22 protein-coding genes are annotated in these 24,638 nt (G+C 58.9%); 7 read left to right on the top strand and 15 right to left on the bottom strand.

What is annotated here, in order from left to right; all coding sequences use genetic code 11:
• Window positions 1-43: 43 nt before the first annotated feature.
• Window positions 44-745, top strand: a complete 702-nt coding sequence (locus BMX80_RS16005) for a hypothetical protein (RefSeq protein WP_074870417.1) — start codon at window positions 44-46, stop codon at window positions 743-745.
• A 92-nt stretch (window positions 746-837) separates the two neighbouring features.
• A complete protein-coding gene (locus tag BMX80_RS16000; RefSeq protein WP_074870416.1) occupies window positions 838-1,278 on the top strand; it encodes a DUF4124 domain-containing protein in 441 nt (146 codons plus the stop codon).
• A gap of 219 nt (window positions 1,279-1,497) precedes the next feature.
• On the opposite strand, the gene putP is transcribed toward BMX80_RS16000, so the two are convergent.
• The 7 genes from putP to BMX80_RS15965 form a co-directional block, all read right to left on the bottom strand.
• Window positions 1,498-2,988, bottom strand: a complete 1,491-nt coding sequence (gene putP, locus BMX80_RS15995; RefSeq protein WP_074870414.1) for a sodium/proline symporter PutP — start codon at window positions 2,986-2,988, stop codon at window positions 1,498-1,500.
• Between the two features lie 165 nt (window positions 2,989-3,153).
• Entirely contained in the window at window positions 3,154-6,306 is a 3,153-nt protein-coding gene (gene putA, locus BMX80_RS15990) for a bifunctional proline dehydrogenase/L-glutamate gamma-semialdehyde dehydrogenase PutA (protein ID WP_074870413.1), read from the bottom strand.
• Window positions 6,307-6,462: 156 nt separating this feature from the next.
• On the bottom strand, window positions 6,463-7,464 hold the full coding sequence (locus tag BMX80_RS15985; RefSeq protein WP_074870411.1) for an MBL fold metallo-hydrolase: 1,002 nt from the start codon (window positions 7,462-7,464) through the stop codon (window positions 6,463-6,465).
• A 164-nt stretch (window positions 7,465-7,628) separates the two neighbouring features.
• Window positions 7,629-8,567: a glutathione S-transferase family protein gene (locus BMX80_RS15980; protein WP_074870409.1), complete on the bottom strand. Its 939-nt coding sequence runs from the start codon at window positions 8,565-8,567 to the stop codon at window positions 7,629-7,631.
• Between the two features lie 126 nt (window positions 8,568-8,693).
• Window positions 8,694-8,966 carry a GIY-YIG nuclease family protein gene (locus BMX80_RS15975; protein ID WP_235821662.1) on the bottom strand — a complete coding sequence of 91 codons (273 nt, stop codon included), beginning with the start codon at window positions 8,964-8,966 and terminating at the stop codon, window positions 8,694-8,696.
• Window positions 8,957-9,655, bottom strand: a complete 699-nt coding sequence (locus BMX80_RS15970; RefSeq protein ID WP_071872031.1) for a glutathione S-transferase family protein — start codon at window positions 9,653-9,655, stop codon at window positions 8,957-8,959. The genes BMX80_RS15975 and BMX80_RS15970 overlap by 10 nt, the downstream gene beginning before the upstream one ends.
• 61 nt (window positions 9,656-9,716) lie before the next feature.
• A complete protein-coding gene (locus BMX80_RS15965) occupies window positions 9,717-10,190 on the bottom strand; it encodes a nuclear transport factor 2 family protein (RefSeq protein ID WP_074870406.1) in 474 nt (157 codons plus the stop codon).
• 123 nt (window positions 10,191-10,313) lie between these two features.
• On the opposite strand from BMX80_RS15965, the gene BMX80_RS15960 reads away from it, so the two are divergent.
• Window positions 10,314-11,255, top strand: coding sequence for a GlxA family transcriptional regulator (locus tag BMX80_RS15960; protein ID WP_074870404.1), 942 nt, complete (start codon window positions 10,314-10,316; stop codon window positions 11,253-11,255).
• A gap of 64 nt (window positions 11,256-11,319) precedes the next feature.
• Window positions 11,320-12,720 carry a sensor domain-containing diguanylate cyclase gene (locus BMX80_RS15955; RefSeq protein ID WP_074870403.1) on the top strand — a complete coding sequence of 467 codons (1,401 nt, stop codon included), beginning with the start codon at window positions 11,320-11,322 and terminating at the stop codon, window positions 12,718-12,720.
• On the opposite strand, the gene BMX80_RS15950 is transcribed toward BMX80_RS15955, so the two are convergent.
• The 4 genes from BMX80_RS15950 to BMX80_RS15935 form a co-directional block, all read right to left on the bottom strand.
• A complete protein-coding gene (locus BMX80_RS15950; protein WP_074870400.1) occupies window positions 12,717-14,012 on the bottom strand; it encodes a hemolysin family protein in 1,296 nt (431 codons plus the stop codon). The genes BMX80_RS15955 and BMX80_RS15950 overlap by 4 nt on opposite strands.
• Before the next feature lie 115 nt (window positions 14,013-14,127).
• Window positions 14,128-16,029: a sulfate adenylyltransferase subunit CysN gene (cysN, locus tag BMX80_RS15945; RefSeq protein WP_074870398.1), complete on the bottom strand. Its 1,902-nt coding sequence runs from the start codon at window positions 16,027-16,029 to the stop codon at window positions 14,128-14,130.
• Between the two features lie 12 nt (window positions 16,030-16,041).
• Window positions 16,042-16,959 (bottom strand): sulfate adenylyltransferase subunit CysD, encoded by a 918-nt coding sequence (gene cysD / locus BMX80_RS15940; RefSeq protein ID WP_071872150.1) that lies wholly within the window; start codon window positions 16,957-16,959, stop codon window positions 16,042-16,044.
• Between the two features lie 140 nt (window positions 16,960-17,099).
• Complete coding sequence (locus BMX80_RS15935) at window positions 17,100-17,858, bottom strand: Nif3-like dinuclear metal center hexameric protein (RefSeq protein WP_074870396.1); 759 nt, start codon at window positions 17,856-17,858, stop codon at window positions 17,100-17,102.
• A 112-nt stretch (window positions 17,859-17,970) separates the two neighbouring features.
• Here BMX80_RS15935 and BMX80_RS15930 point away from each other — a divergent pair, with 112 nt between their 5' ends.
• Window positions 17,971-19,104: a S1C family serine protease gene (locus BMX80_RS15930; protein ID WP_074870394.1), complete on the top strand. Its 1,134-nt coding sequence runs from the start codon at window positions 17,971-17,973 to the stop codon at window positions 19,102-19,104.
• A gap of 79 nt (window positions 19,105-19,183) precedes the next feature.
• Here the strand turns inward: BMX80_RS15930 and BMX80_RS15925 are convergent, their stop codons facing one another.
• The 4 genes from BMX80_RS15925 to BMX80_RS15910 form a co-directional block, all read right to left on the bottom strand.
• Entirely contained in the window at window positions 19,184-19,945 is a 762-nt protein-coding gene (locus BMX80_RS15925; RefSeq protein ID WP_074870393.1) for an amino acid ABC transporter ATP-binding protein, read from the bottom strand.
• Window positions 19,946-19,956: 11 nt separating this feature from the next.
• Window positions 19,957-21,051, bottom strand: coding sequence for an amino acid ABC transporter permease (locus tag BMX80_RS15920; protein WP_071872022.1), 1,095 nt, complete (start codon window positions 21,049-21,051; stop codon window positions 19,957-19,959).
• A 9-nt stretch (window positions 21,052-21,060) separates the two neighbouring features.
• A complete protein-coding gene (locus tag BMX80_RS15915) occupies window positions 21,061-22,245 on the bottom strand; it encodes an amino acid ABC transporter permease (RefSeq protein WP_074870391.1) in 1,185 nt (394 codons plus the stop codon).
• A gap of 151 nt (window positions 22,246-22,396) precedes the next feature.
• On the bottom strand, window positions 22,397-23,425 hold the full coding sequence (locus BMX80_RS15910) for an amino acid ABC transporter substrate-binding protein (RefSeq protein ID WP_074870389.1): 1,029 nt from the start codon (window positions 23,423-23,425) through the stop codon (window positions 22,397-22,399).
• Between the two features lie 561 nt (window positions 23,426-23,986).
• On the opposite strand from BMX80_RS15910, the gene BMX80_RS15905 reads away from it, so the two are divergent.
• Together BMX80_RS15905 and BMX80_RS15900 are read left to right on the top strand one after the other, a co-directional pair.
• Window positions 23,987-24,427, top strand: a complete 441-nt coding sequence (locus BMX80_RS15905; RefSeq protein ID WP_074870387.1) for an alpha/beta hydrolase family protein — start codon at window positions 23,987-23,989, stop codon at window positions 24,425-24,427.
• Window positions 24,379-24,638: transposase (locus BMX80_RS15900; RefSeq protein ID WP_139214142.1), on the top strand; the 260-nt coding region annotated here is incomplete at its 3' end. The genes BMX80_RS15905 and BMX80_RS15900, both read left to right, overlap by 49 nt.

Genomic DNA, 24,638 nt, shown 5'->3' with positions numbered 1-24,638 from the left:
ACAGTTGCGCCCCACCAACCTCGCTCACACACAGGAACAGCGCATGTCAGACAGCCGTTGGCAAACCCTCGAACAGCACCCTGAGCTCTCGTGGGCGCGCTATAAAGTGCCGAACTTTGCCAGCAACTGCATGGTGCTAAAACACGGCGACGGCCAGTGGACAGTGCTTAGCCCCGGGCAAGAATTGCTCGACAATTGGCCCGGCGCCGACGACACCGTCACGACGCTGAATATTGTGATGCCCAACGGTTTTCACTACATGGGCGTCAGCGCTTGGCAAGCGCGTTACCCTAATGCGCGCTTGTTCGCCAGCCGCCAAGCCATCGCCCGCTTAACCAGCAAAGGCCTGCGCAATATTCTGCCGCTGGAAGACGGCCAGCTGGCATTACCCGCCGACTACCAATGGCTACTCCCACCGGGGCACCGCGCTGGCGATGTGTGGCTGTGTAAACGCAGCGAACACGGCAATCTGTGGATTACCTGCGACAGTTTTCTTAATTACGCGCGTTACTCGCACCAACCGGTGGCTCGCCTGCTGCAAAAAACCTTAAATGCCGCGCCTGGGTTAAAAATCAGCCAAGTGGTGAAGTGGTTTATTCTCACCCAGCGCAGTGCGTTTAAAACGTGGGCGCTGCAGCGGCTTGCCGACTTTCCCCCGCAGTTGCTACTGCCTAGCCATGGGGAACTTGACCAAGCGGCCAATCTGGCCGAACGTTTACAGCAGTTACTGGAAAGGCGCCTGTGACGGCGAATTTAGCCCGCCACGTGAACTTACCAGCAGGTTTGCCGACACTTTTTCCGTATAGTGATCGCCAGCACAACATAAGGAATGCCCTGATGCGTCAACTGATTCTGGCCACCGCGCTACTCACCGGCCTTAGTGCTCCGGCATTGGCCGCCCAAGTGTATAAATGGGTCGATGAGAAAGGCGTCACCCACTTCACGGCTGAACCGCCGCCGGGCCAGCAAAGTGAGCAGCTGAACATCAAAATCGCGCCTGCCAAAGCCAGCGCCCCCAGCACCGATGCCTTGAAAGAAGCGCAAAGCAAGGCCGATGAGCAGAAAGCTCTGGATGACAAGGTTAAAGCCGATGTCGCCAAAGAAAATAAAGAGCGTGCTGAGTACTGCCAAGCCAACCGCGAAAACCTCGCCCAACTACGCAATAACCCGCGCGTACGCGTGGAAGATGACAAGGGCGAAGTTCGCGTTTTAGGTGAAGACGAACGCCAAGAGCGTATTGCCAACGCCGAGAAGAATATCGGCGAATACTGTAACTAAGCCCTCAAGCGACAAAGCAAAGGCGACCCCTGCGGTCGCCTTTTTTATTGCGACTAGGGGCAAATCACGGGCAAAAAAAACCGACACCCGGGAGTGGTATCCGGGTGTCGGTTGAGAAGTGGTCGTCACGTGGAGCTTGAACGAAACTGGACGACCGTCAGCTCGTTCCATCGAACACTGCGCTTGCCTACCGACAGTGCTCGATGAGGGTTAAACGCGTTATGCCAGTTGGCGGTTAACGCGATCGAAGGTATCCAACACGACCCCTTGTGCGCCGCCGGTGGCCTTACTGACCACGACAATGGCCAGCGTCGCGAGGATGACTCCGGGAATGATTTCATACAGGGCAAACACGCCGCCCAGATCAGCCAGCTGCTTCCACACCACCACGGTGATGCCGCCAAGCAAAATGCCGGCAATCGCGCCGCTGCGGTTCATCTGACGCCAGAACAGCGACAACACCACCGCCGGGCCAAACGCCGCACCGAAACCGGCCCAGGCATAGCTCACCAAGCCCAGCACACTGCTGTCCGGATCCAGCGCCAGCAACAAGGCGATCAGAGCGATCACCACCACCGCAGCGCGGCCAATCCACACCAGCTCAGTTTGGGTGGCGTCTTTACGCAGAATGGCTTTGTAGAAGTCTTCGGCCAGCGCCGAGGAGCTCACCAGCAGCTGCGAGTCAGCGGTCGACATAATCGCCGCCAGCACCGCTGCCATCAGAATGCCCGCCACTACTGGATGGAACAGGCTGTTGGTCATCACCAAGAAGACCTTCTCGCTGTCGCCCAGCTCTTGCGGCAGATAACCAATCGCCACCCAGCCGATAAACAGCGCTGCGACTAAGGTCACGGCGGTCCAGCTCACCGCAATGCGCCGGGCGGTCGGCAGGTCGCGCTCATCGGCCACCGCTTTAAAGCGCGCCAAAATGTGTGGCTGACCGAAATAACCCAAACCCCAACCGAGCAGCGAGAGAATCGCAATCACGCCCAGCGGCTCACCTTTCACATCGTTAAAGAAGGTCAGCAGCTCAGGGTTCTTGGCCTGCATGGCAGTATGTGCCGCTTCCCAGCCGCCCATGGCATTCAAGGCGAACACCGGCACTAGCACCAATGCCACGGCCATCAGCAGGCCTTGCACTACGTCGGTCCACGCCACGGCGAGGAAACCACCAAACAGGGTGTAGGAGATCACCGCCAGCGTGCCGATCACCACCGCTATGCGGTAGTCGTAGCCGAACACGGTTTCAAACAGCTTGCCCGCTGCCACCAAGCCAGAGCTGGCGTAGAAGAGGAAGAACAGCAAAATGAAGCAAGCGCAGATCACCCGCAGCAGATGGCTGTGATCATTGAAGCGGTTGCTGAAATACGCCGGCAAGGTGACGGCATCACCGGCCACGTGCGAGTACACGCGCAGACGACGCGCCACCAGCAGCCAGTTCAGCCAAGTGCCGACTAACAGGCCCAGGGCGATCCAGGTGGCTTCGTAACCGGCGGCCAAGGCATAGCCCGGCAGACCCAGCAGCAGCCAGCCGCTCATGTCCGAAGCGCCGGCCGACAGCGCGGCAGTGGTGGGGCCAATACTGCGGCCGCCGAGAATGTAATCCGACAGATTAGCGGTGCGGCGATAGGCGAGGATGCCAATGCCGAGCATGACGATCAGGTAAACGACAAAGGTCGCCCCGACCACGAACAGGTTGGTCTCTTGCATTTCTTGTTCTCAATTGTGTGCGACTGCAACGCGGTCGGCTGCCCGAAGCCGCGTGCTGGAGCCATCGTTTCTCGGTTTTGGCAAGCGCTGTGCACCTACCCCCTGCCCTGCCGCCTTGTGAGCGATCAGGCTGGCATGGCCTGCGCGGTAGCGCAGACCAACGCCTTACACCTCGCTACCCAGGGAGAGCAGCGTGGCATTGCCGCCCACGGCGGTGGTGTTCACCGTGGTGGTTCTTTCGCTGGCAAAACGCGGCAAGTAGTTCGGCCCGCCCGCTTTGGGGCCGGTGCCGGACAAACCGCGTCCGCCGAAGGGTTGCACCCCGACGACCGCACCGATCTGGTTGCGGTTGATGTAAAGGTTGCCAACCCGCGCCAGCGCCTCGATAGTGCTGGCGGTTTGTTCATTGCGGCTATGCACACCCATGGTGAGGCCATAGCCGGTGGCATTGATCGCGTCGATCAAGGCCGGTAATTCTTCAGCCCGATAACTCAGCACATGCAGCACCGGGCCAAATTGTTCTTTGCCTAGCTCAGCTAGGCTGTTTAAGCGCAGCGCCACCGGGGCCATAAAATGCCCGTTGAGCCCTGCCGGCAGCGGGCTTTCGGCAATCAGCCGCCCAGCTGCGCGGGCCTCAGCCACATAAGCCTTGAGCCCCGCTAAGGCCTCGGCATCGATCACCGGGCCCAGATCACTCTTGCGCAGGCTCGGCACGCCGACCTGCAATTGCGCCATGGCACCGACCAACAAGGCCTCGATACGCGGCGCAATATCGGCCTGCACGCACAACACGCGCAGCGCCGAACAACGCTGCCCAGCACTGGTGAAAGCCGACTGCACGGCGTCTTTCACCACTTGCTCAGGCAAGGCAGTGGAGTCCACCAGCATGGCGTTCTGCCCGCCGGTTTCGGCGATCAGCGTGGCGATTGGCCCGTCACGCTCAGCGAGCAGACGGTTAATCACCCGCGCCGTGTCGGTCGAGCCGGTAAAGGCCACCCCCACCAAACGCGCATCGCGGCAGAACACCCCGCCAAGCTCCGCACCGTCACCCGGTAGCAGGGCCAACGCCGCTGGCGGCAAACCGGCCTCCAGCAGCAACTCGATGGCGCGCATGGCGATCAAGCTGGTTTGCTCGGCCGGCTTGGCCAGCACGGTATTACCGGCCAACAGCGCCGCACTGATCTGGCCGAGGAAAATCGCCAAGGGGAAATTCCACGGGCTGACACAGGCAAACACGCCACGGCCTTCATAAAACAGCTCGTTGCGCTCGCCGGTTGGCCCCGGCAAGGTCACGCGTTGCAAACGCTCACGCGCCTGCTCGGCGTAATAACGGCAAAAATCCACCGCTTCACGCACTTCATCAATGCCGTCTTGCAGGCTCTTGCCCGCTTCGCGGCAACACAGCGCCATCAACTCGACGCGGTGCTTTTCCAATAAATCGGCCAACCGCTCGAAAATCGCCGCGCGCTCGACCACCGGCACGGCATTCCACGCAGGCCATGCGGCACTTAAGGCATCCATCGCCTGCTGGGCTTGCTCGGCACTCGCCCACTGGGCTTCGCCGACCACCTCATTCAAGGCATACGGCGCCAGCACCGCCTGCACCTTACCCGGCAAGCGTTGGCCATTAATCAGCGGCTGCGCCTGCCAACGCTTAAGCAGTTGGCTGTCCAGCTCGGCTTTAAGCGGCTGCCATTGGCTGGCCACGTTGAGGTTAAGGCCCGCCGAATTTTGCCGTTTGCCGAACAAGTTCAATGGGTTAGGGATTTTCCGGTTGGCGAGGCTGCTGTGCTTGCCCAATTGCGCCACCGGATGTTGCAGGAGCGACTCCACCGGCACACGCGGGTCGACGAGCTGGTGCACGAACGACGAATTGGCGCCGTTTTCCAACAGGCGACGCACCAGATACGGCAGCAAGTCTTTGTGCGCACCCACCGGCGCGTAAATGCGCACGGTCTGCCCGGTTTGCGCCAGCACTGTGTCGTACAGCGCATCGCCCATGCCGTGCAGGCGCTGGAATTCGAAACGCTTGCCCTGCCCCATCGCCTGCAGGCAGCTGACGGTGTGTGCGTTGTGGGTGGCAAATTGCGGGTAGATCACCGCCTGCGCGGCATCGCTTAACAAAAAGCGCGCACAAGCCAGATAGGCGGTGTCGGTGCCTTCTTTGCGGGTGTACACCGGGTAGCCCGGCAGGCCATGCACTTGCGCGTGTTTGATTTCGCTATCCCAGTAAGCGCCTTTGACCAAGCGTACGGGGATCTGCGCCTGCAGCTCGCGGCCCAGCAGGGTCAGCCAGATCAGCACAGGCATGGCGCGCTTGGAATACGCCTGTACCACCAAGCCAAACTCGCCCCAACCGGCAATCGCTGGGTCTTGCAGAAGTTTGGCAAACAGCTCCAGCGATAGCTCAAGGCGGTCGGCCTCTTCGGCATCGATGGTGATGCCCACGCCTTGCTCGCGAGCAAACTGCGCTAAATCGCGCACGCTGACGAACAACTCGCTGAGCACGCGCTCGTACTGCGCGCTTTCGTAGCGTGGGTGCAATGCCGACAGCTTGATCGAGATCGACGGCCGTGGCGCTTTGCCCACCTGCGGTGCCTTACCCACGGCGGCAATCGCCGCGCGGTAGTCGGCCAAATATTTATCCGCATCGTCTTGGGTCAGCGCGGCTTCGCCGAGCATATCGAAGGAATAGGTATAACCCTGCTCGCGGCAGCTGCGGCCGTTTTTCAGCGCTTCATCGATGCTACGGCCGAGCACAAACTGCCGGCCCATGAGCTTCATCGCTTGGTTCATCGCGGCGCGAATCACCGGCTCGCCCGAGCGCTGCACTAAGCGGCTGATAATGCTCGTTGGTTTGCCATCACCAGCGACGGGGTTGACCACCTTGCCGGTCATCAACAAGCCCCACGAGGCGAAATTGACCAGCAGGTTATCGCTGTTGCCCAAGTGCGCATTCCAGTCGGCAGTGGACAGCTTGTCGCGAATCAGCGCATCGGCGGTGGCGCTATCGGGGATACGCAGCAGCGCCTCGGCCAAGCACATCAGCAGGATGCCTTCTTGGGTATCCAGGCTGTATTCGCGCAGCAGCGCATCGAGGGTATCCACCGCGTTGTCTTGGGCGCGCACTTGCTCGATCAACTGGCGGGCATCACGCTCGATGCGCAACAAGCCTTCCGGGCCGGGGTCGGCCAGCTGCATCCATTCTTTGAGCAGAGCTTCTTCGTCCACACAGAAGTGGGCGCTGATGGTGGGGAAAAACGCGGTGGCCGATTGCGTTAAGCAATCGCCGGCCAGAATCTTGGCGGCGGTCAACATGGGGCATGTCCTGCGCGGGGCTTATCTCTTGTTATAGCCAACGCAGACGACGGCGCCGGCCTGTATGCCCCCGATTGTCGGAGGCACAGCGCCGGCGCGTCTTGCCAAAAACACGGATTGTTTTGTTAAAAACGCGGGAGTTGCCCGCTCAACAGCTTACTGCGGTGCAGGTAAGGCCAGCTGGGCAAACGGCACCGGCAGCTTTAACTCGCCGCCCTCAGGCAGGTTCTCGCGGGTAATGCGCACCATGGCCTGAATATCTTGCAAGCGCAGGCCTTGTGGCTGACGTGGATCGTTACCGAAGAAGTCTTCCCAGTGGCCGAGCACGGCTAGACGCGGCTGTAAGCGCTTGAGCAGCACTTGGGGGTAAGCCGGCACTTGATCCCACGCGCCAACACACAGAATCGCCACATCCACCGGTTTCACATCGCCCGCCAAGAACGGCGGCAAGCCCAGCGGCGCGGTGCTGGCGGCATCTTGATAGTGAATGCGGTAACGCACCTCGCCTTGCTCATCCAAGAGGTCAATCAAGAAGGCCAGCGTTTGCCCCTCCGGCCAACCCCAGACGCTTTTCGGCAGGCTGGTTAGGTCTTCATTGAGCTCGCCGGTGAGCAACTTGATGCCCATGAAATGCGGCGCGTGCTCGCTTTTAATCGCCATGATGCGCACGCGTTTTTCCGGTGAGTAAAACCACTGCCCGGCCGAGGTGCCCACCGCCATGTGGCTTTCCACATCGACAATGCGCTCACGTTTAACCGCTGCCGCCAAGATATGCCCGGTGGTTTTCGAGCCATACACTTTGGCCTTGGGGGTGTGCTTGTTCAGCACATGCGGCACGTCGAGCAGGTGGTCGTAATGCGCATGCCCCACCAGCAGCATGCTGACATCGGCGGCCTCGGGCATCAGCTCATCGATCTTTGCCGTATCGGCCTCGACCATCAGCGGCGGCTGCCCCAATGTGGCGGGGTTAGAAAACGACGGTGCCATGACGATGGCCTCGCCCTGCCAGCGCAGTAAGTAACCACCCACGCCAAGATATTGCAGCGCTGGCGGCGCCACGGCTTGCTCGCGGGTTAGGGGTAAATCGGCGGGGTTCTGGGCACAACCGGTGAGTAACAAAGCGCCACCGAGCAACGCCAGACGCAACACAGCAAACATGGGCAATCTCCTTAAAGCCAGCGCACAGCCTAAGTACTGGCCTTTCAAGAAACCGCCCATCCAACGGCGGGAAACGGGCGGCATATCAAGCCACTGTGTTACCGCTACGGCACGGCGCCACAGCAACCTAGGTCTGCATAGCCGTGCCGGTTTGCCCAGCCTTTTTAGTTCGCTGGCGTTACGACAAAATTGATCCGCGGAAAGTGCACATGCACAGTGCCGGCGCGCTCGTCGGTGCGGCGAATAATCAGGCTTTCGCTATCAGCATGCAGCAGTTCGCCGCTCACCGCATCCACCCCGTAATCGCTGGCCGCAACCTGCACGGTTTGCCCCAGCGTAACGCCCGGCAAAGGCCATACTGGCGTATCAGGCAAGGCTTGCGGGGTCGCCTGCGCGGCAATCGCCACCGCCTCGTCGCCTTTAAGCGGCTCGAACGCACCATGCCCAAAGGCCATCACCCGCTGGTACCAAGCATTGATGGTCTCATCGCCATCCACCAACGGCGCGGTGACTGGGTTTTGCATGAGGAACCACACCGGGTGTGCCATGGCGATATCCGCCAAGCTTGGCTCGCCCAGCAGATAATCCCCGGCCCCACGTGCTAATTGCTGGCTAAGACGCTGCATAAAAGTGGGCCAGTGCTGCTTGGCCTGCTCTAGCGGCACCCGCTGCGCACTGCCGCCACTGAACAAGCCTTGGCGGTCTTTGATAAACGCCTGCGCCATCTCTGGCGGCATGCTGGCCATACGCAAAGCGATGGCCTCGGGTTGAAAGGCCAGCGCCACTGCATGCAGAAACAACGTCGAATCGGCCCAAGCGGCCATGGCGCTGACAGCAAGCTCCTGCCCTTCGGGGAACAGCGCGGGGGTGTGTTTTTCCGCCTCCAAACGCCGGGCGATTAACGCCGTATCACAATAAATATCGGCGCCCACTTGCAGCACCGGAGTCTTGCGGTAGCCGCCAGTCAGCGCGGTGAGATCCGGCTTGGGCATGATCGGCGGGATCAGCACCGAACGCCACGACAGCTGCTTAAAGCCCAACAGTAACCGGGCCTTCTCGGCAAACGGCGATTGCGGGTAGTGATGCAAAATCAACTCATGCATGGCGGGCATCCTTTAGCCAGAAAGCCTGAGCATAGCGCGACTGACCGCTTAAGCCGCGTCGCGCGGCAGGAAAAATAGCCCGGCATAACCATGTCCATGGCCGCACAGACTACCGCCGCGAGTGACTTAAGGTGCTGTAAATCCATTAGCAGCGGACAGCACTAACGCCTCTTTGGCGGCTTTTTTTAGCGCTTTAATCGCCCGCTCGCGCTTTAACGCGGTGGATTTATCCGCGCAGGCTTCGCGGTACACCAAAGCCTGCGCGGGGCTGGTGGCAAAAAAGCGCGCGCCGCGCCCGCTTTGGTGCTGGGCGAAGCGCTTATCCGGGTCGGGGCTGATGCCGCAGTACAAAGCGTTGTTCTGCGCCCGCACCAGATACACGTACCACGTTACGGCCACAGACGCGCCTGCATGCGTTGGCAGTACGCCGTGAGGGTGGGGAATTCGCTGCCCAGCGCATCCAACGGGGTTTTAAAGCTGCTCGTCAATGCGTTGGCCAGATGGCCGTAAGCGCAGGCATCCACACTAGACGGGGCTTGCCCGCCGAAAAACGCCTGCTCGCCGAGCAAGTCGGCACAGGCTTGCAGGTCGCTACGGGCAAACGCCAACAGCTCTGCCGGGCTATGCCGCCCCAAGCCCTGCCCTTGCAGGTCGCGGCGCACCTGCGCACGCGCCACTTTCGGCACCAGCCATTTTAGCGGCGCGGGAAGATGGCCAAAAAACTGCGGGCACAGGCGCGGCCACGCGTCATCGTCCAGCCAGCGGAAGTACACCACCAACCAGTAGAAATGTTCATCCAACAGGCGTGTCAGGGCCACATCTTGGCCGCGCTGTTGGGGGCTGCGCTGGGCGTCGAGTTCAAGCTTAAACTGGCTCGTCAAGCGCGCTTGGATATGCGCCGAGTCGCACAGGCGCTCGCCATCCAAATCAATCATCGGCAGCTTGGCTTTGGGCGCTTTACGCGGATCGGTAAGGTCTTTGACCTGATAGGGCAAGCCGGCCAAGCGCAAAAAGGTTTCCAGCTTTAAGCAAAACGCACTGGGATTCGGCAAACCAAACGCAGCGGGAAACTGATAGAGGGTAATCATGGGCACATCCTTGGCTGTGAGGTGTGCCCGACAGCCTACCAGCTTATGCCTTAGCGTTGGCCTACTGAGCACGCTGCCACTGCGCCAAGCCGGCCATGGCTTTAGTGCTGATGGCCTTTTGCACCGGCGGCAGCCAACCCAGCAAAAGCCCCTTAAGGCCCAGTGCTTGAGCACTCCAGCGCCACAGATTGAAGTGATCACGGTGTTCGATGATCAAGCCATCGGCGAAACGAAACTCGGCTTCAATGTGATTCACCACACGCCGCCCGGTTTGGCTAAAGCGATAGCTGGCCACCCAACGCGCCCGGCCTTGTTGGCTATCGGCCTGTAGCACCTCAAAGGTGAGGGAAAAGTCCTCTGCGCGGGCACACAACATGTGCCACATACCCGCAGCGGCCTGGCCTTGCAGGCCCTGAAACGCCGGGTCGCTAAAACGCACCTGGGGGTGATAACACGTCGCCATACTGCGGCTATCAAGCTGCTGAAAGGCGCTGTAAAAGCGCTGGATGAGTTCGGCATTCGGGTGCTGAGTCATAACGTCTGCCCTGTGAAATGAGCTAAGTAAGCAAAGTGGGCACCAGTGTGACGGATTTTCGCGCTGGCCTATAGCGTCGCTATTGACTATCTTGTGTTTGATTTCGCCACACAGCCTTGAGCCATGCACGTTGCCATCTGGATTGCCCAGCACACCTTAAGCGCCAGCATCAGCCTGACCTTAGATGCCCTGCAACTGGCCAACCAATGCGCAGGGCGCACGCTGTTCACCCTGCGCCGCGTGAGTAACGATGGGCTCCCAGTGGCGCTGGATTGGTGCCAGATGCCAGTAGACGGCGCACTGCCCAGCGCGGCAGACGCTGACTTGTTATTGATCCCCGCGATTGGCGCACGCCCCGAGCGGGTGATTGCCGCGCAAAGCCAACTGATCGACTGGCTGCGGCAGACCGCCGACAGCCCGCAACAACGCGCCAGCTTGTGCAGCGGGGCCTTTCTGCTCGCCGCCGCTGGGCAATTCGATGGCCATCGTGCGACCACCCATTGGCGGTTGGCCGAACAGCTGCGGCAGAACTTTCCCGCCGTGCAAGTGTGCGCCGATGCGCTGTATTGCGCCGATGGCCAGCGCTTTAGCTCTGCCGGCGCGCAAGCCATGCTCGACTTATGCCTGCACCTGATTGCGCGCCAAGGCGGCAGCGCCCTCGCCCAGCAAGTGGCCGATCTGCTGGTGTTTGATTACGGTCGCGGCAGCCAACAACGCTTTGGCAGCTTGCTGCCGGCCACCGCACACGACCAACCCGTGCTCGCTCAGGCCCAGCAGTACTTACAGCAACATTATGCGCAGCCCCTGGCCTTAGAGCAGCTGGCCGCGACCTGCCACTGCTCAACGCGCACCCTACTGCGGTTGTTTCGCCAACACCTGAACATGACGCCCGGCGCTTACCAGCAACGCTTGCGTGTGGCCGCCGCACAAAGCCTGTTGCGCCAAGGCCAGATGAGCTTGGAACACATCGCCGAACAGGTCGGCTATCAAGAACGCGCCAGCCTCGCCAAAGTGTTTAAACAGCTCACCGGGCAAACGCCGGCGCAGTATCGACGGCACGACTAATGGCGCTTAGCCAGTCGAACACGCAGCTATAGTGTTTACAGGGCCATTGTCTTGAGACGTAGCGATGAATGTGCCGAGCCTAGAACGCGTCAAGCTGCTCAACCTGTTGGAAAACGCCAACATTGGCGTCGTCATTCATGCTCACGATACGTCTATCGTTTATGCCAACCCGGTGGCACTGCGCCTGTTGCGCCTGACCTACAACCAAATCATCGGTAAAGACGCCCTAGACCCGCAGTGGCGCTTTATCGATGAGCACAACAACACGCTGCCGGTAGACGACTATCCGGTAAGCCGCGTGCAACGCAACCAGCAACCTTTGTACAACGAAGTGCTCGGCGTGGTGGATAGCCAGCACCAAGACATTTCGTGGTTCAGCGTTAACGCCTACTGCGAGGGAGATCTGCGTGATGGCCACGGTTTTATCGTGGTCAGCTTCGTGGACATCACCGACAAGAAGAATTTGTTCTCATTCGAAGACATCCTGCATAACACGCAAGATATCGTGGTGGTCACTGAGGCCGATAACATCGACGCCCCTTTTGGCCCGAAAATCGTTTACGTCAACAAAGCCTTCGAGCAACTGACCGGTTACAGCGCGAAAGAAGTGTTGGGCGAAACGCCACGCATCCTGCAAGGCAAAGACACCGATCGCGACACAACAGCACGGATTCACGCCGCACTTAAGCGCCGCGAGCCCTGCCAAGAGAAGATTCTTAACTACTCGAAAACGGGCCAACCTTATTGGCTAGAGCTGCACATCATTCCGCTAAAAAATCGCTTTGGCGAGGTGACCCACTTCGCCGCGATTGAGCGCGACGTCACCTTAAGCACGCACTATGAGGCAGCACTAGAGCAGCGCAACAGCGACCTACGCACCCTCAAACAAGAACTGCAGAATGTACTGAACGAACGCACTGAAGCGCTCCGGCAAAGCAATACACAACTACTGCGCATGGCCCATGAAGATCCCCTAACCGGACTCGCCAATCGCAAAGCCTTCTTTGAGCAAAGCCAACAGCAGCTGGCACGCATGCGCCGGGGCGCGTCCTGCTTAGCAGTCGCGATTGTGGATGTAGACCATTTCAAGCGCATCAATGACCAATTCGGCCACGACGTAGGCGATCAAGCCCTGCTGCACGTTGCCCAAGCCTTGCGTCAGGGACTTCGCCAAGAGGACGTTCTCGGGCGCTTGGGCGGTGAAGAATTTGCCATTAGCATGCTCTGCCCAAGCCGCTTGATTGGCGAAGAAAGCCTCGACCGCTTGCGTGAAAGCATCGCGCAAAGCTGCGCAGAACAAGCCTACGCCCCTCTGACTGTTAGTATCGGCTTAAGTTTTGCGGAAAACCAAACGCCGCTAGCCCTAGAGGCGTTACTAAAACAAGCCGATCAGGCCCTGTATCAAGCCAAAGATGCCGGGCGCAATCGGCTGTGCTGTTTCTCGCCGCACGACGGCGAGCCTTAATCTTCCTCGGCAAGCGCCTCAGGCGTGGCCAGCACTTTATCGATACGCCGCCCATCCATATCCACCACTTCCAGCTGCCAGCCCTGCCAGTGCACGCTGTCGCCTTCTTGCGGTAAGCGGCCGGCGAGCACCATGAACAGGCCTGCCAAGGTGTGGTAACGGGTTTGCCCTTGCTCGGGCAGGCTGCGCAGGCCTAAGCAATCTTGCAGCTCGGGCACGGGAATACTGCCGTCGAGCAGCCAGGTGCCGTCGCTGCGCTGCAGCGCCCACGCGTCATCTTGATTGCTGGGGGTAAATTCGCCGGTAACCGCTTCAAGCAGATCACGCAGGGTGACTAAGCCGACGAAGTCGCCGTACTCACCCACCACGAAGGCCATGCTCAGGTTGTCTTGCTGAAAGCGCGCTAACAGCTCCAGCGCGGTGAGGCTTTCCGGCACAAACACGCCCGGTTGCAGCAGCGCGGCGAAGTCTGGCGTTTGCCCTTGGGCCAAACAGGCCAGCACTTGCTTGCTTTGCACTAAGCCGACAATGCGATCCAGCCCGCCCTCACACACAGGAAAGCACACATGCGGCGCAGCCACGACCACCGCCAAGTTATCGGCCAGCGGCTTGTGCAAATCCACCGCCTGAATATCGGCACGGTGCACCATCAGCGTTCCCAGCTCGCGGTCATCGAGGCGGAACACGTTGCGCAACATAGTATGCTGCTGGCGTTCAATTTCGCCGCTTTCGGTGCCCTCATCGAGCAGGGCATGGATTTCTTCTTCGATGGCACCGGCATCCTTGCGCTGCGCCACGCCCAGCAAACGCAGCAGCGCATGGGTGGAGGCGCTAAGCAGCATGACAAACGGCCGAGTGATAAACGCCAGCCACTGCATGGGCCGCGCCACCAACCGCGCGATGCGCTCGGCCTGCATCTGGCCGATACGTTTGGGCACCAGCTCGCCGACCACAATCGACACGTAGGTAATTACCACCACCACAGACACCGTGGCCAGCACGCTGGCGGTTTTCGCCGCCATGCCTTGGGCGATAAACCACTGCGCCAGTGGTGCGGCCAGCACGGCCTCACCAAAAATACCGTTAAGCACGCCAATCGAGGTGATGCCGATCTGCACCGTGGACATAAACCGCGTCGGGTCTTCGGCCAGTTTTAAGGCCACCCGCGCGCCGCCGTCACCATCGGCGCTGAGCTTCATCAGGCGTGCGCGCCGCGCCGCCACCAAGGCGATCTCCGACATAGCAAACACACCGTTGAGCACAATCAACAGCACCAGAATCAAGACTTCCACGGGCCAACCTCAATAGGCAACAGACATAGAAAAGCCGCAGCACAAGGCTGCGGCTTTCATCCGGAGAACAGCTTACCTGAGCGCGTTAGACACACCAGCGCTCGGCAACATCCGGTTACAGACTACCGCGCGCTTTCAGCGCCGCCAGTACCTGCTTAACGCCCTCTTCGACGCTGGTGCTTTGGGTGTCGATCACCAGATCGGCATCCAGCGGCACGTCGTAGGGGAAGGACTCACCGGGGATGTTGTCCTTACCGGCGGCGTACAGGCCTTGCGGATCACGCTCACGGCAAGCCTCTGGCGACGCTTGCACGTACACCGTCAGCAGGCGCTCGGCACCGACAATCGCCTTGGCCGCTTCACGGCCTTCGGCATTCGGCGCTACGAAGGCACACAGACTGATCAAACCGGCTTCGTTGAACTGCTTGGCGATGCGTGCGCCGCGCTGCCAGTTTTCGTTACGGCCGCTGCGATCTTGCTCCAGACCTTTGTTGATGTCTTTACGCAGGTTCTGGCCATCCAGCACGTACACGGCACGGCCCATGTCGAACAGCTTGCGCTCGACGGCATAAGCCAAGGTGCTCTTACCCGCGCCCGAGAGGCCCGAGAACAGCACAGTGGCAGGCTGCTGACCAAAGCGCGCGGCGCGTTCTTCGCTGGAAACATGCGCCGACTTGCCGTGATGGCCAGCGGTGTTCTGCCCAGCCAGCGGGTCGGCGATGATCATGCCGGCGCCGACGGTGACGTTAGTCAGACGGTCGATCACGATAAACGCACCGCTGGTGCGGTTTTGCGCATAGCCGTCGAAAGCAATCGGGGCGTCCAGGCTGACCTTGATCTTGCCAATCTCGTTCAGCGCCAGTTCGCTGGCGGCGCTTTCTTCCAAGGTGTTCACATCCACGCGATGCACGATGCTCGGGATGCTGCCCGGCACGTAGCTGGTGGCGCGCTTGAAATCGTATTTTTTGCCTGGGCGCATGGGTTCTTCACCCATCCACACCAGCATAGCTTCGAAGCTATCGCCAATTTGCGGACGGTTATCAACGTGCACCAGCATGTCGCCGCGCGATACGTCGATCTCGTCTTCCAGGGTCAAGGTAATCGCTTGCCCTGGGGTGGCCTGCTCCAACTCACCATCGTGAGTCACGATGCTCTTCACACGGCTGGACTTGCCCGACGGCAGCACCACCACCTCGTCGCCTTTGTTCACTAGGCCCGAGGCCAAGGTGCCGCAGAAGCCACGGAAGTTCAGGTTCGGGCGGTTCACGTACTGCACCGGGAAGCGCATGTCGGTGAGGTTACGGTCGGCGGCAATCTCGACGCTTTCGAGAATCTCCATCAGGGTCGGGCCCTGATACCACGGCGCTTGTTCGCTGCGGTTGACCACGTTGTCGCCTTTAAGCGCCGACATGGGCACGAACTGGATGCCGTATTTATTCAGGTTTAGCTGATCGGCGAAGGCCAGATAATCGGCTTGAATCTTGTCGAACACGGCCTGATCGAAGCCCAGCAGGTCCATCTTGTTGACGGCCACGACCAAGTGCTTGATGCCCAACAGCGAGGCAATAAAGCTGTGGCGACGGGTTTGCGTCTGCACGCCGTAACGGGCGTCGACCAAGATGATCGCCAAGTCACAGGTCGAGGCACCGGTGGCCATGTTGCGCGTGTACTGCTCGTGGCCGGGGGTGTCGGCGATGATGAACTTGCGCTTGGCGGTGCTGAAATAACGGTACGCCACGTCGATGGTGATGCCTTGCTCGCGCTCGGCTTGCAGGCCGTCGACCAGCAGGGCCAAGTCGACCTCTTCGCCGGTGGTGCCGACTTTCTTCGAGTCGCGGGTGATGGCTTCCATATGATCTTCATAGATCATTTTTGAGTCGTGCAGCAGGCGACCAATTAAGGTGCTCTTGCCGTCATCGACGTTGCCGCAGGTTAAGAAGCGCAGCAGCTCTTTGCGTTCGTGTTGGGCCAGGTAGGCAAGGATGTCCTGGCCGATCAAATCAGACTGATGACTCATGGTGCGAAATCCTTAGAAGTAACCTTGGCGCTTTTTCTCTTCCATCGAGCCGGCGGCATCGTGGTCGATCACCCGGCCCTGACGTTCGGAGGTACGGGTCAGGAGCATCTCCTGAATAATCTCCGGCAGTGTGGTGGCGGTGGACTCCACCGCGCCGGTCAGCGGGTAGCAACCCAGCGTACGGAAACGCACCATCTTCTTGGTAATACGGGCTTTTTCTTCGTCCGACAGGTGCTCAAGAATGCGCTCGTCGTCGATCATGATCAGCGTGCCGTTCTTCTCGATCACTTCGCGCTCGGCGGCGTAGTACAGAGGCACAATCGGAATGCCTTCGAGGTAGATGTATTGCCAGATGTCCAGTTCGGTCCAGTTGGAGAGCGGGAACACGCGGATCGACTCGCCCTTCTTGACCTTGCCGTTGTACACATTCCACAGCTCGGGGCGCTGGTTTTTTGGGTCCCAACGGTGCTTGCTGTCGCGGAACGAGTACACACGCTCTTTAGCGCGGGATTTTTCTTCATCGCGGCGCGCGCCACCAAAGGCGGCGTCGAAGCCGTATTTATCCAGCGCTTGCTTTAAGCCTTCGGTCTTCATCACGTCGGTGTGCTTGGCACTGCCGTAGGTGAAGGGGTTCATGTCCTGCGCGACGCCATCGGGGTTGATGTGCACCAGCAGGTCGAGGTCCATTTCCTCAGCCATGCGTGAGCGGAACTGATACATCTCTTGGAATTTCCAGCGCGTATCCACGTGCAGCACCGGGAACGGCAGCTTGCCGGGGAAGAAGGCTTTCTTCGCCAGATGCAGCATCACCGCCGAATCTTTACCGATGGAATACAGCATCACGGGGTTATCGAACTCAGCCGCCACTTCACGAATGATGTGGATACTTTCGGCTTCCAGCTCTTTGAGGTGCGTCAGTTTGTCGACCATGGCCTTCTCGTTAAGCAAGCGAATAAAGCAGGCACGCCGGTGCCAGTGTGCTGCGCACTCTAACACAGGCTGTTTCTTCTAATAAGATCGGTTTTTAGATCAAAAAGCTATCAAGATATAGCCTAGGCATAACCCCAAGATCACACCGGGTTAGCGCAATCAATAAACTCATGCGCAATGGCAAAGTGGCGTGCCAAGTACTCACCCAAGGCCTGCACGCCGTAGCGCTCGGTGGCGTGATGGCCAGCAGCAATAAAGGTGATGTCGTTCTCGCGGGCAAAGTGCACGGTGGGCTCCGACACCTCGCCGGTAATAAAGGCATCTACCCCGGCGGCCAAAGCTTTGTCGATGTAACCCTGCGCGGCGCCGGTGCACCACGCTAAACGGCGAACCGGTTGGCTGCCGGCAATCAACAAGGGCTCACGGCCCAGCGCCAGAGCTAACTGCGCAGCCAACTCCTGCGGGGTTTGCACTTGCGCCGGTGCGCCCACCAAACCGACTGAGCGCGGGTTATCGGCCTCCAGCCCGCCTTCAATGCTCCAACCTAGGCGCTTGGCCAACTGCACGTTGTTGCCTAGCTCGGCATGCACATCCAGCGGTAGGTGGTAAGCCACTAAGCTAATGTCGTTGTCTAGCAGGGCCTTTAAACGGCGCTGTTTCATGCCGGTCACGCAGGGGTTTTCGCCTTTCCAGAAATAGCCGTGATGGACCAACAGCACATCGGCCTCGGCCTCAATGGCGGCATCCACCAAGGCTTGGCTGGCGGTGACACCCGAGACAATCTTGCTCACATACGGCCGCCCTTCTACCTGCAAACCATTGGGGCAATAGTCGTTGAAGCGCGCCGCATCAAGCAGCTGATCGGTTTCGGCAATGAGTTGGCTGAGGGCGATGGCCATGGCGAATCCTCGTGTGTCTGTGACGCGACAAAACGCGCGCGCCATAATTAATCCGTATAATGGCCGCCACCTTAAAGGCCATCCCTCAGCCCGACAAGCCCAAGGACCTCGCATGAAATCCATGCTCAAGGCGCTCGCCTGGCCCACTGTGTGCGGCGTACTCGCTGCGTTGTTAATCAGCCATTACCTGCCGCAAACCGCGCACACCGACAGCAATACCGTTGAGGTACGCCAAGTTAATCCTTGGACTGCCCTGCAAAGCGCCCCCACCAGTTACGCCCAAGCGGTTGAGCAAGCCGCACCGGCGGTGGTCAACCTATACACCACCAAGTTGGTCACTGCATCGCAGCGCAATTTAACCCCGCTGCAAGAGCTGTTCGATAACAACCCCTCGCAGCAAAAACGCTTGGAGTCGAGCCTCGGCAGCGGCGTGATCATGAGCGCGCAAGGCCATATCCTGACCAATAACCATGTGATTGCTGGCGCCGAGCAGATAGTGGTCGCCCTGCGCGATGGCCGCGAAACCGTGGCGCGCTTAATTGGCAGCGACCCCGAAACTGACTTAGCCGTGCTGCAAGTCGAGCTTGATAACCTCCCCAGCATGACGCTCGGTCAGTCCGACCAAATTCGTATTGGCGATGTCGCCTTAGCCATCGGCAACCCGTTTAGCGTGGGGCAAACCGTGACCATGGGCATTATCAGCGCCACCGGCCGCCACCAGCTGGGGCTAAACACCTACGAAGACTTTATTCAGACCGACGCGGCGATTAACCCCGGCAACTCCGGCGGTGCGCTGGTGGATGCCTACGGCAATTTAATCGGCATTAACACGGCGATTTTCAGTAAGAGCGGCGGCTCACAGGGCATTGGCTTTGCCATCCCCACTAAGCTGGCGTTGTCGGTGATGGAGTCGATCATCGAAAACGGCCGAGTGATTCGCGGCTGGCTGGGTATCGAAGTACAGCCATTGACACCTGAGCTGGCCGAATCCTTTGGCCTTGAGCAAGCCACCGGCGTGGTGGTGGCTGGCATTTATCGCGGCAGCCCGGCGGCGCAAGCCGGCATCCAACCCGGCGATGTACTGCTTAAGATTGCCGGTAAAACCGTGACCGACGAGCAAAAAGCCATGAACCAGATCGCCCGCAGCCAACCCGGCGATGTGCTGGAACTCACCCTGCAACGGCATGGCCAAGCCCTGCAAGTGCCGATCACCATAGGTGTGCGGCCGCAAATTAAGCGCGGCTAAAGCCGACTTAAATACACAACCAATAAAAAGCCCCGCTGGATCGCAGCGGGGCTTTTTGTTTCAGCAAAGGGCTAAATTCTTAGTGCAAGATTTGCCCTAAGAACAACTTAGTCCGCTCGTTTTGCGGGTTATCGAAGAAGGTATTGGGCTCTGCCTGCTCGATAATCTCGCCACGGTCCATAAAGATCACGCGGTTCGCCACGGTACGGGCAAAGCCCATTTCGTGGGTTACGCAGAGCATGGTCATGCCGCTTTCAGCCAACTCGATCATGGTATCGAGTACTTCTTTGACCATCTCAGGGTCTAGCGCTGAGGTAGGTTCGTCGAACAGCATGATTTTTGGCTTCATGCACAGCGCACGGGCAATCGCCACACGCTGCTGCTGACCACCGGACAACTGCCCTGGGTACTTATGCGCCTGCTCTGGAATGCGCACGCGCTCCAAGAAATGCATGGCCACTTCTTCGGCCTTGCGCTTGGGCATCTTGCGCACCCACATCGGCGCCAGCGTGCAGTTTTGCAGCACGGTTAAGTGCGGGAACAAGTTGAAGTGCTGGAACACCATGCCCACTTCGCGGCGGATGGCTTCGATCTGCTTTAAGTCAGAGGTCAGCTCGACACCATCGACCACAATGCGGCCTTGCTGGTGCTCTTCCAAACGGTTGAGGCAGCGAATGGTGGTCGACTTACCTGAGCCCGACGGGCCGCACAAAACGATACGCTCGCCCGGCTGTACTTGCAGATTGATGTCTTTCAGCACATGGAACTGGCCGTACCACTTGTTGACGCCCTGCATGATGATGGCAGGTTCTTGTTGTTGCTTCTTCTCGGCTTCACTCATACGACCGACTCCTAACGCTTGTGCCCGGTATGCAGCTTGCGCTCAAGGTGCATGCTGTAGCGGGACATGCCAAAACAGAAAATCCAGAACACCAACGCGGCAAACACGTAGCCTTCGACCGCGAAGCCCAGCCATTCGGGGTTAACCGTGGCTTGGTGGATGATGGTGAACAGGTCAAAAAGACCAATGATGATGACCAGACTGGTGTCTTTAAACAGCGCAATAAAGGTGTTCACGATGCCGGGAATTACCAGCTTCAGCGCCTGCGGCAGAATCACCAAGCCCATCATGCGCCAGTAACCTAAGCCCACCGCAGCGGCGGCTTCGTACTGGCCTTTGGGGATGGCCTGCAAACCACCGCGCACCACCTCAGCCATATAGGCCGACTGGAACAAGATGATGCCGATTAGCGCGCGCAGCAGCTTATCGAAGCTCATGCCCTCGGGCAGGAAGAACGGCAGCATCACCGAGGACATGAACAGCACGGTAATCAACGGCACACCGCGCCAGAACTCGATGAAGGTCACGCACAGCACGCGGATCGCTGGCATGTCCGAGCGACGCCCCAGCGCCAGCAAGATACCCAACGGCATCGCGCCGGAGATACCCACCACGGCAATCACTAAGGTCAGCATCAAGCCGCCCCACTGGCTGGTCTCAACGATATCGAGACCAAAACCGCCGTACATCAGCCAGAAGGCCAACAGCGGGAAGATCACCAAGTAAGCGGCGCCATACAGCGCTTTACGCGGCATCACCGGAATAAACAGCGGCGCAGCACCGATGATGGCCGCCCATGCGGTTAAATCCACCCGCCAGCGCAGCTGTTCGGGGTAGAAGCCGTACATAAACTGCGCCAAGTGTTCTTTGACAAACACCCAGCACGCGCCATCGGCGGTGCAGTCGGTACGGCTCGTACCTACCCAGTTGGCATCGAACAATGACCACTGCAGTGCCGGCGGCACCATCAGCCAAATCAAGTACAACGCGAACAAGGTCAGCAGGCTGTTAAACCAGTTGGAAAACAAGTTACTACGCAGCCACGCCACAACACCGACCGACATGCTTGGCGGTGGCTGGTCGGGCTTAAAGGTATGAGTTTGCATGCTGCCCCCTTAGCGCTCGACCAACGCCATGCGCTTGTTGTACCAGTTCATCAGCAGCGAAATCGCCAAGCTGATCGCCAGATACACGCTCATGGTGATGGAGATGGTTTCAATCGCCTGACCGGTTTGGTTAAGCACCGTACCGGCAAACAGCGACACCAAGTCGGGGTAGCCAATGGCCGCCGCCAGTGACGAGTTTTTCGCCAAGTTCAAATACTGGCTGGTTAGCGGCGGAATAATCACCCGCAGCGCCTGCGGAATGATCACCAAACGCAGGGTGATGCCCTTGCGCAGCCCCAGCGAATCGGCCGCTTCGGTTTGCCCGTGACTCACGGACATAATCCCCGCGCGAACGATTTCGGCAATAAAGGCGGCGGTGTAGATCGACAGCGCCATGGTCAGCGCCACCAACTCAGGAATCACCACAAACCCGCCTTGGAAGTTAAAGCCTTTCAGCTCTGGTATTTCCCAAATAAACGGGTTGCCAAAGATCAGCCCCACCACCGCTGGCAAGCCAAACACCAGTGCCAAGGTGGTAATCAGCACCGGGAAGCGCTGGCCAGTGGCTTCGCGACGTTGCTTAGCTTTGATGCCGATAAAGATGCTGATCGCCACGGCAACTAAAAACGCGACCAGCGCCGCCCAAAAACCTTCGGTCGGTGTCGGCGATGGCAAGTACAGGCCGCGAATATTGAGGAAGACCGTCTCGCCCACATCCAGACTTTGCCGTGGCCCCGGCACGTTGCGCAGTACCGCGAAGTACCAGAAGAAGATCTGCAACAGCGGCGGGATATTACGGAAAATCTCGATATACAGCGTCGCCAGCTTGCTGATCAGCCAGTTGTGCGACAAACGCGCCACACCCAACAAAAAGCCCAGCAAAGTAGCGAAGATAATTCCCAGAACCGACACCAACAAGGTGTTCAGCAGGCCGATCACGAACACGCGACCGTAGCTGTCTGTCTCGGTGTAATCGATCAGGGATTGCAGAATCCCGAACCCGGCACTTTGCTCCATAAAGCCGAAACCGGAAGAAATCCCGCGGCTTTGCAAGTTGTGCTGAGTGTTATTGAAGAGATACCAGCCCAAGGCGACCACCGCGATGACGGCCAGTATCTGAAAGATCCACGCGCGAAACTTCGGGTCGGTGAGTAGCGACCCCGTCACACGCGGGCTATTGGCATTAGGTTGCATAGCAGCCCTCGAAAACCAGAAAACCAAGGGAAGCGCTGACTCAGCGTAGCCAACGACCCAAACACCACACAAACCGTGTTTGGGCTGTTGCTACTCATCCGTGCTGCCCAAAAGCACCACTGCCGCAAGGGCGGCAGTGGTGAGCTTGGTCTTAGCGGACCGGCGGAGCGTACTGCAGGCCGCCTTTGTTCCACAGGTCGTTCAGACCGCGAGCAATTTTCAGCTCAGAGCCGGCACCGACGTTGCGGTCAAAGGACTCGCCGTAGTTACCCACTTGTTTAACGATCTGTACTGCCCAATCTTTCGGCAGCTTGAGGTCTTTACCGAACTCACCTTCGGCACCCAGCAGACGACGTACGTCAGGGTTGGTGGAGCTCTTCGCCAAGTCTTCCACGTTGCTCATGGTCACACCCATTTCCTCGGCGTTAACCATTGCGAACAGGGTCCACTTAACGATGTTGAACCAGTCGGCATCGCCTTGACGCACAGCGGGGCCCAGCGGTTCTTTGGAAATCACTTCCGGCAGCACCACGTAGTCATCCGGCTTGGCCAGCTTGATACGCTGTGCATACAGCTGCGACTGGTCTGAGGTCAGCACGTCGCAACGGCCAGCTTCCAGCGCCTTGGCGCTTTCGTCCGACTTGTCATAAGTGATTGGGGTGTACTTCATGTTGTTGGCACGGAAGTAGTCGGCCAAGTTCAGCTCAGTGGTGGTACCGGCTTGGATACACACGGCAGCGCCGTCGAGTTCCTTAGCACTGGTCACGCCCAGCTTCTTGTTCACCAAGAAACCCTGACCGTCGTAGTAGTTCACGCCGGCAAAGTTCAGGCCCATCGCCGCATCACGCGAGCTGGTCCAAGTGGTGTTACGCGACAGCATGTCAACTTCGCCAGACTGCAGCGCCGTGAAACGCTCCTTAGCGGTCAACGGGGTGTATTTCACCTTAGTGGCATCGCCGAACAGAGCTGCAGCAACGGCGCGGCAGACGTCAACGTCCATGCCCACGTACTGGCCCTTCGAGTCTGCGTAAGAAAAGCCCGGCAGACCGTCACTGATACCGCACTGAACGAAACCCTTAGCCGTGATAGCGTCCAGGGTGGCACCTGCCTGCGCCTGGACGGATACGCCCAGAGTTACCGCAGCAGCCAGAGCAGCCAACGTCGTTTTGGCGAATTTCATTAGTACCTCCAATCCTTATTGTCATTTATGGAGAAAGGCTCCACTGCGTGCCCTTGTGGGGCGGGCCTAAAAGGTGTGTTCGCAATGGATTCCTGCATGGGAGTCTAGACCGGGGTAGGCAAACGGCAAGACAACCACTGAGTTTCTGCAGCACGCTGCAAGCACTCGATCACAACCAGAGCTGCGCCCATTGCCAGCGACAAAAACGCCACTAAGCCACTCAGCTGTAACACCCCCAGTGTTACCCAATGCGCAACAACCCTCGTATCGCCGGTGGTTTACCCTCGTGTAAGAGCACGTCCACCTGCTTAGCCTAGGTAGCAGGCAATTAGCCTGCCAACCTCGATTCAATGACTTTGCTAACACACTGATCCACAAGCAAAAATCATTAATACCATGGCTAAACTTTTATACCCTACGCCCAGCCAGCAAGAAGAAAAAGGCCATTTTTGGAAGGTTTTTAGAACCATGCGACATTTTCAGACATTTTTCGCAATGCTGAATTTGACCGCCTAAGCAGCGCCGCAATAACCGCACATAGCCAATCAAGGGCCACGCCACATGTCTGCATTCAACACATCACCCTTAGTGATCGAGCCAGCAACAACTGCCAACGCTTGTCTGATCTGGCTGCACGGTCTTGGTGCGGACCGCTTCGATTTTGAGCCACTGCTGAGCAGCCTCCAGCTGCCGGCAACAATCGCCTTACGCTGCTTGCTGCCCCAAGCACCCGAGCGTGCCGTGACCATCAACGGCGGCTGGGTAATGCCGGCGTGGTACGACATTGTTTCCGTCAGCCCCGAGCGCGAAGTGGCGCAGGCCGATGTAGCCGAGTGCGCCGTGTACATTCAGCAATTAGTTGATGAGCAAATAGCTAGGGAAACGCTGATTTATTCCTCAGCAGCTCTCTTGGCTGGCACAATCGCGGGAAGCCCATCGCCTGAGTCAGCCGCATGCAAAAAACCTTTTCCGAAGCCGAATATGCCGGCAAGAAAAAGCTGACACGCCGCGATCGATTTCTCAGCGATCTTGAGCAGCTCACGCCTTGGACCTTGCTTGAAGCTCAGATTGCCCCCTTCTATGCAGACAACACGGGCAAGCGTGGGCGTCCCAGCATTGGTTTGCCACGCATGCTTCGCTTGTACGTTGTGCAGCAGTGCTTTGGTCTTTCGGACGAAGGCACAGAAGATGCGGTTTACGACAGTCAGGCTAT

The sequence above is a fragment of the Atopomonas hussainii genome (assembly GCF_900109735.1).
GTDB classification, from domain to species: Bacteria; Pseudomonadota; Gammaproteobacteria; order Pseudomonadales; family Pseudomonadaceae; genus Atopomonas; species Atopomonas hussainii.
The sequence above is the reverse complement of the archived record's forward strand: the minus strand, read 5'-3'. Positions and strand labels throughout refer to the sequence as shown.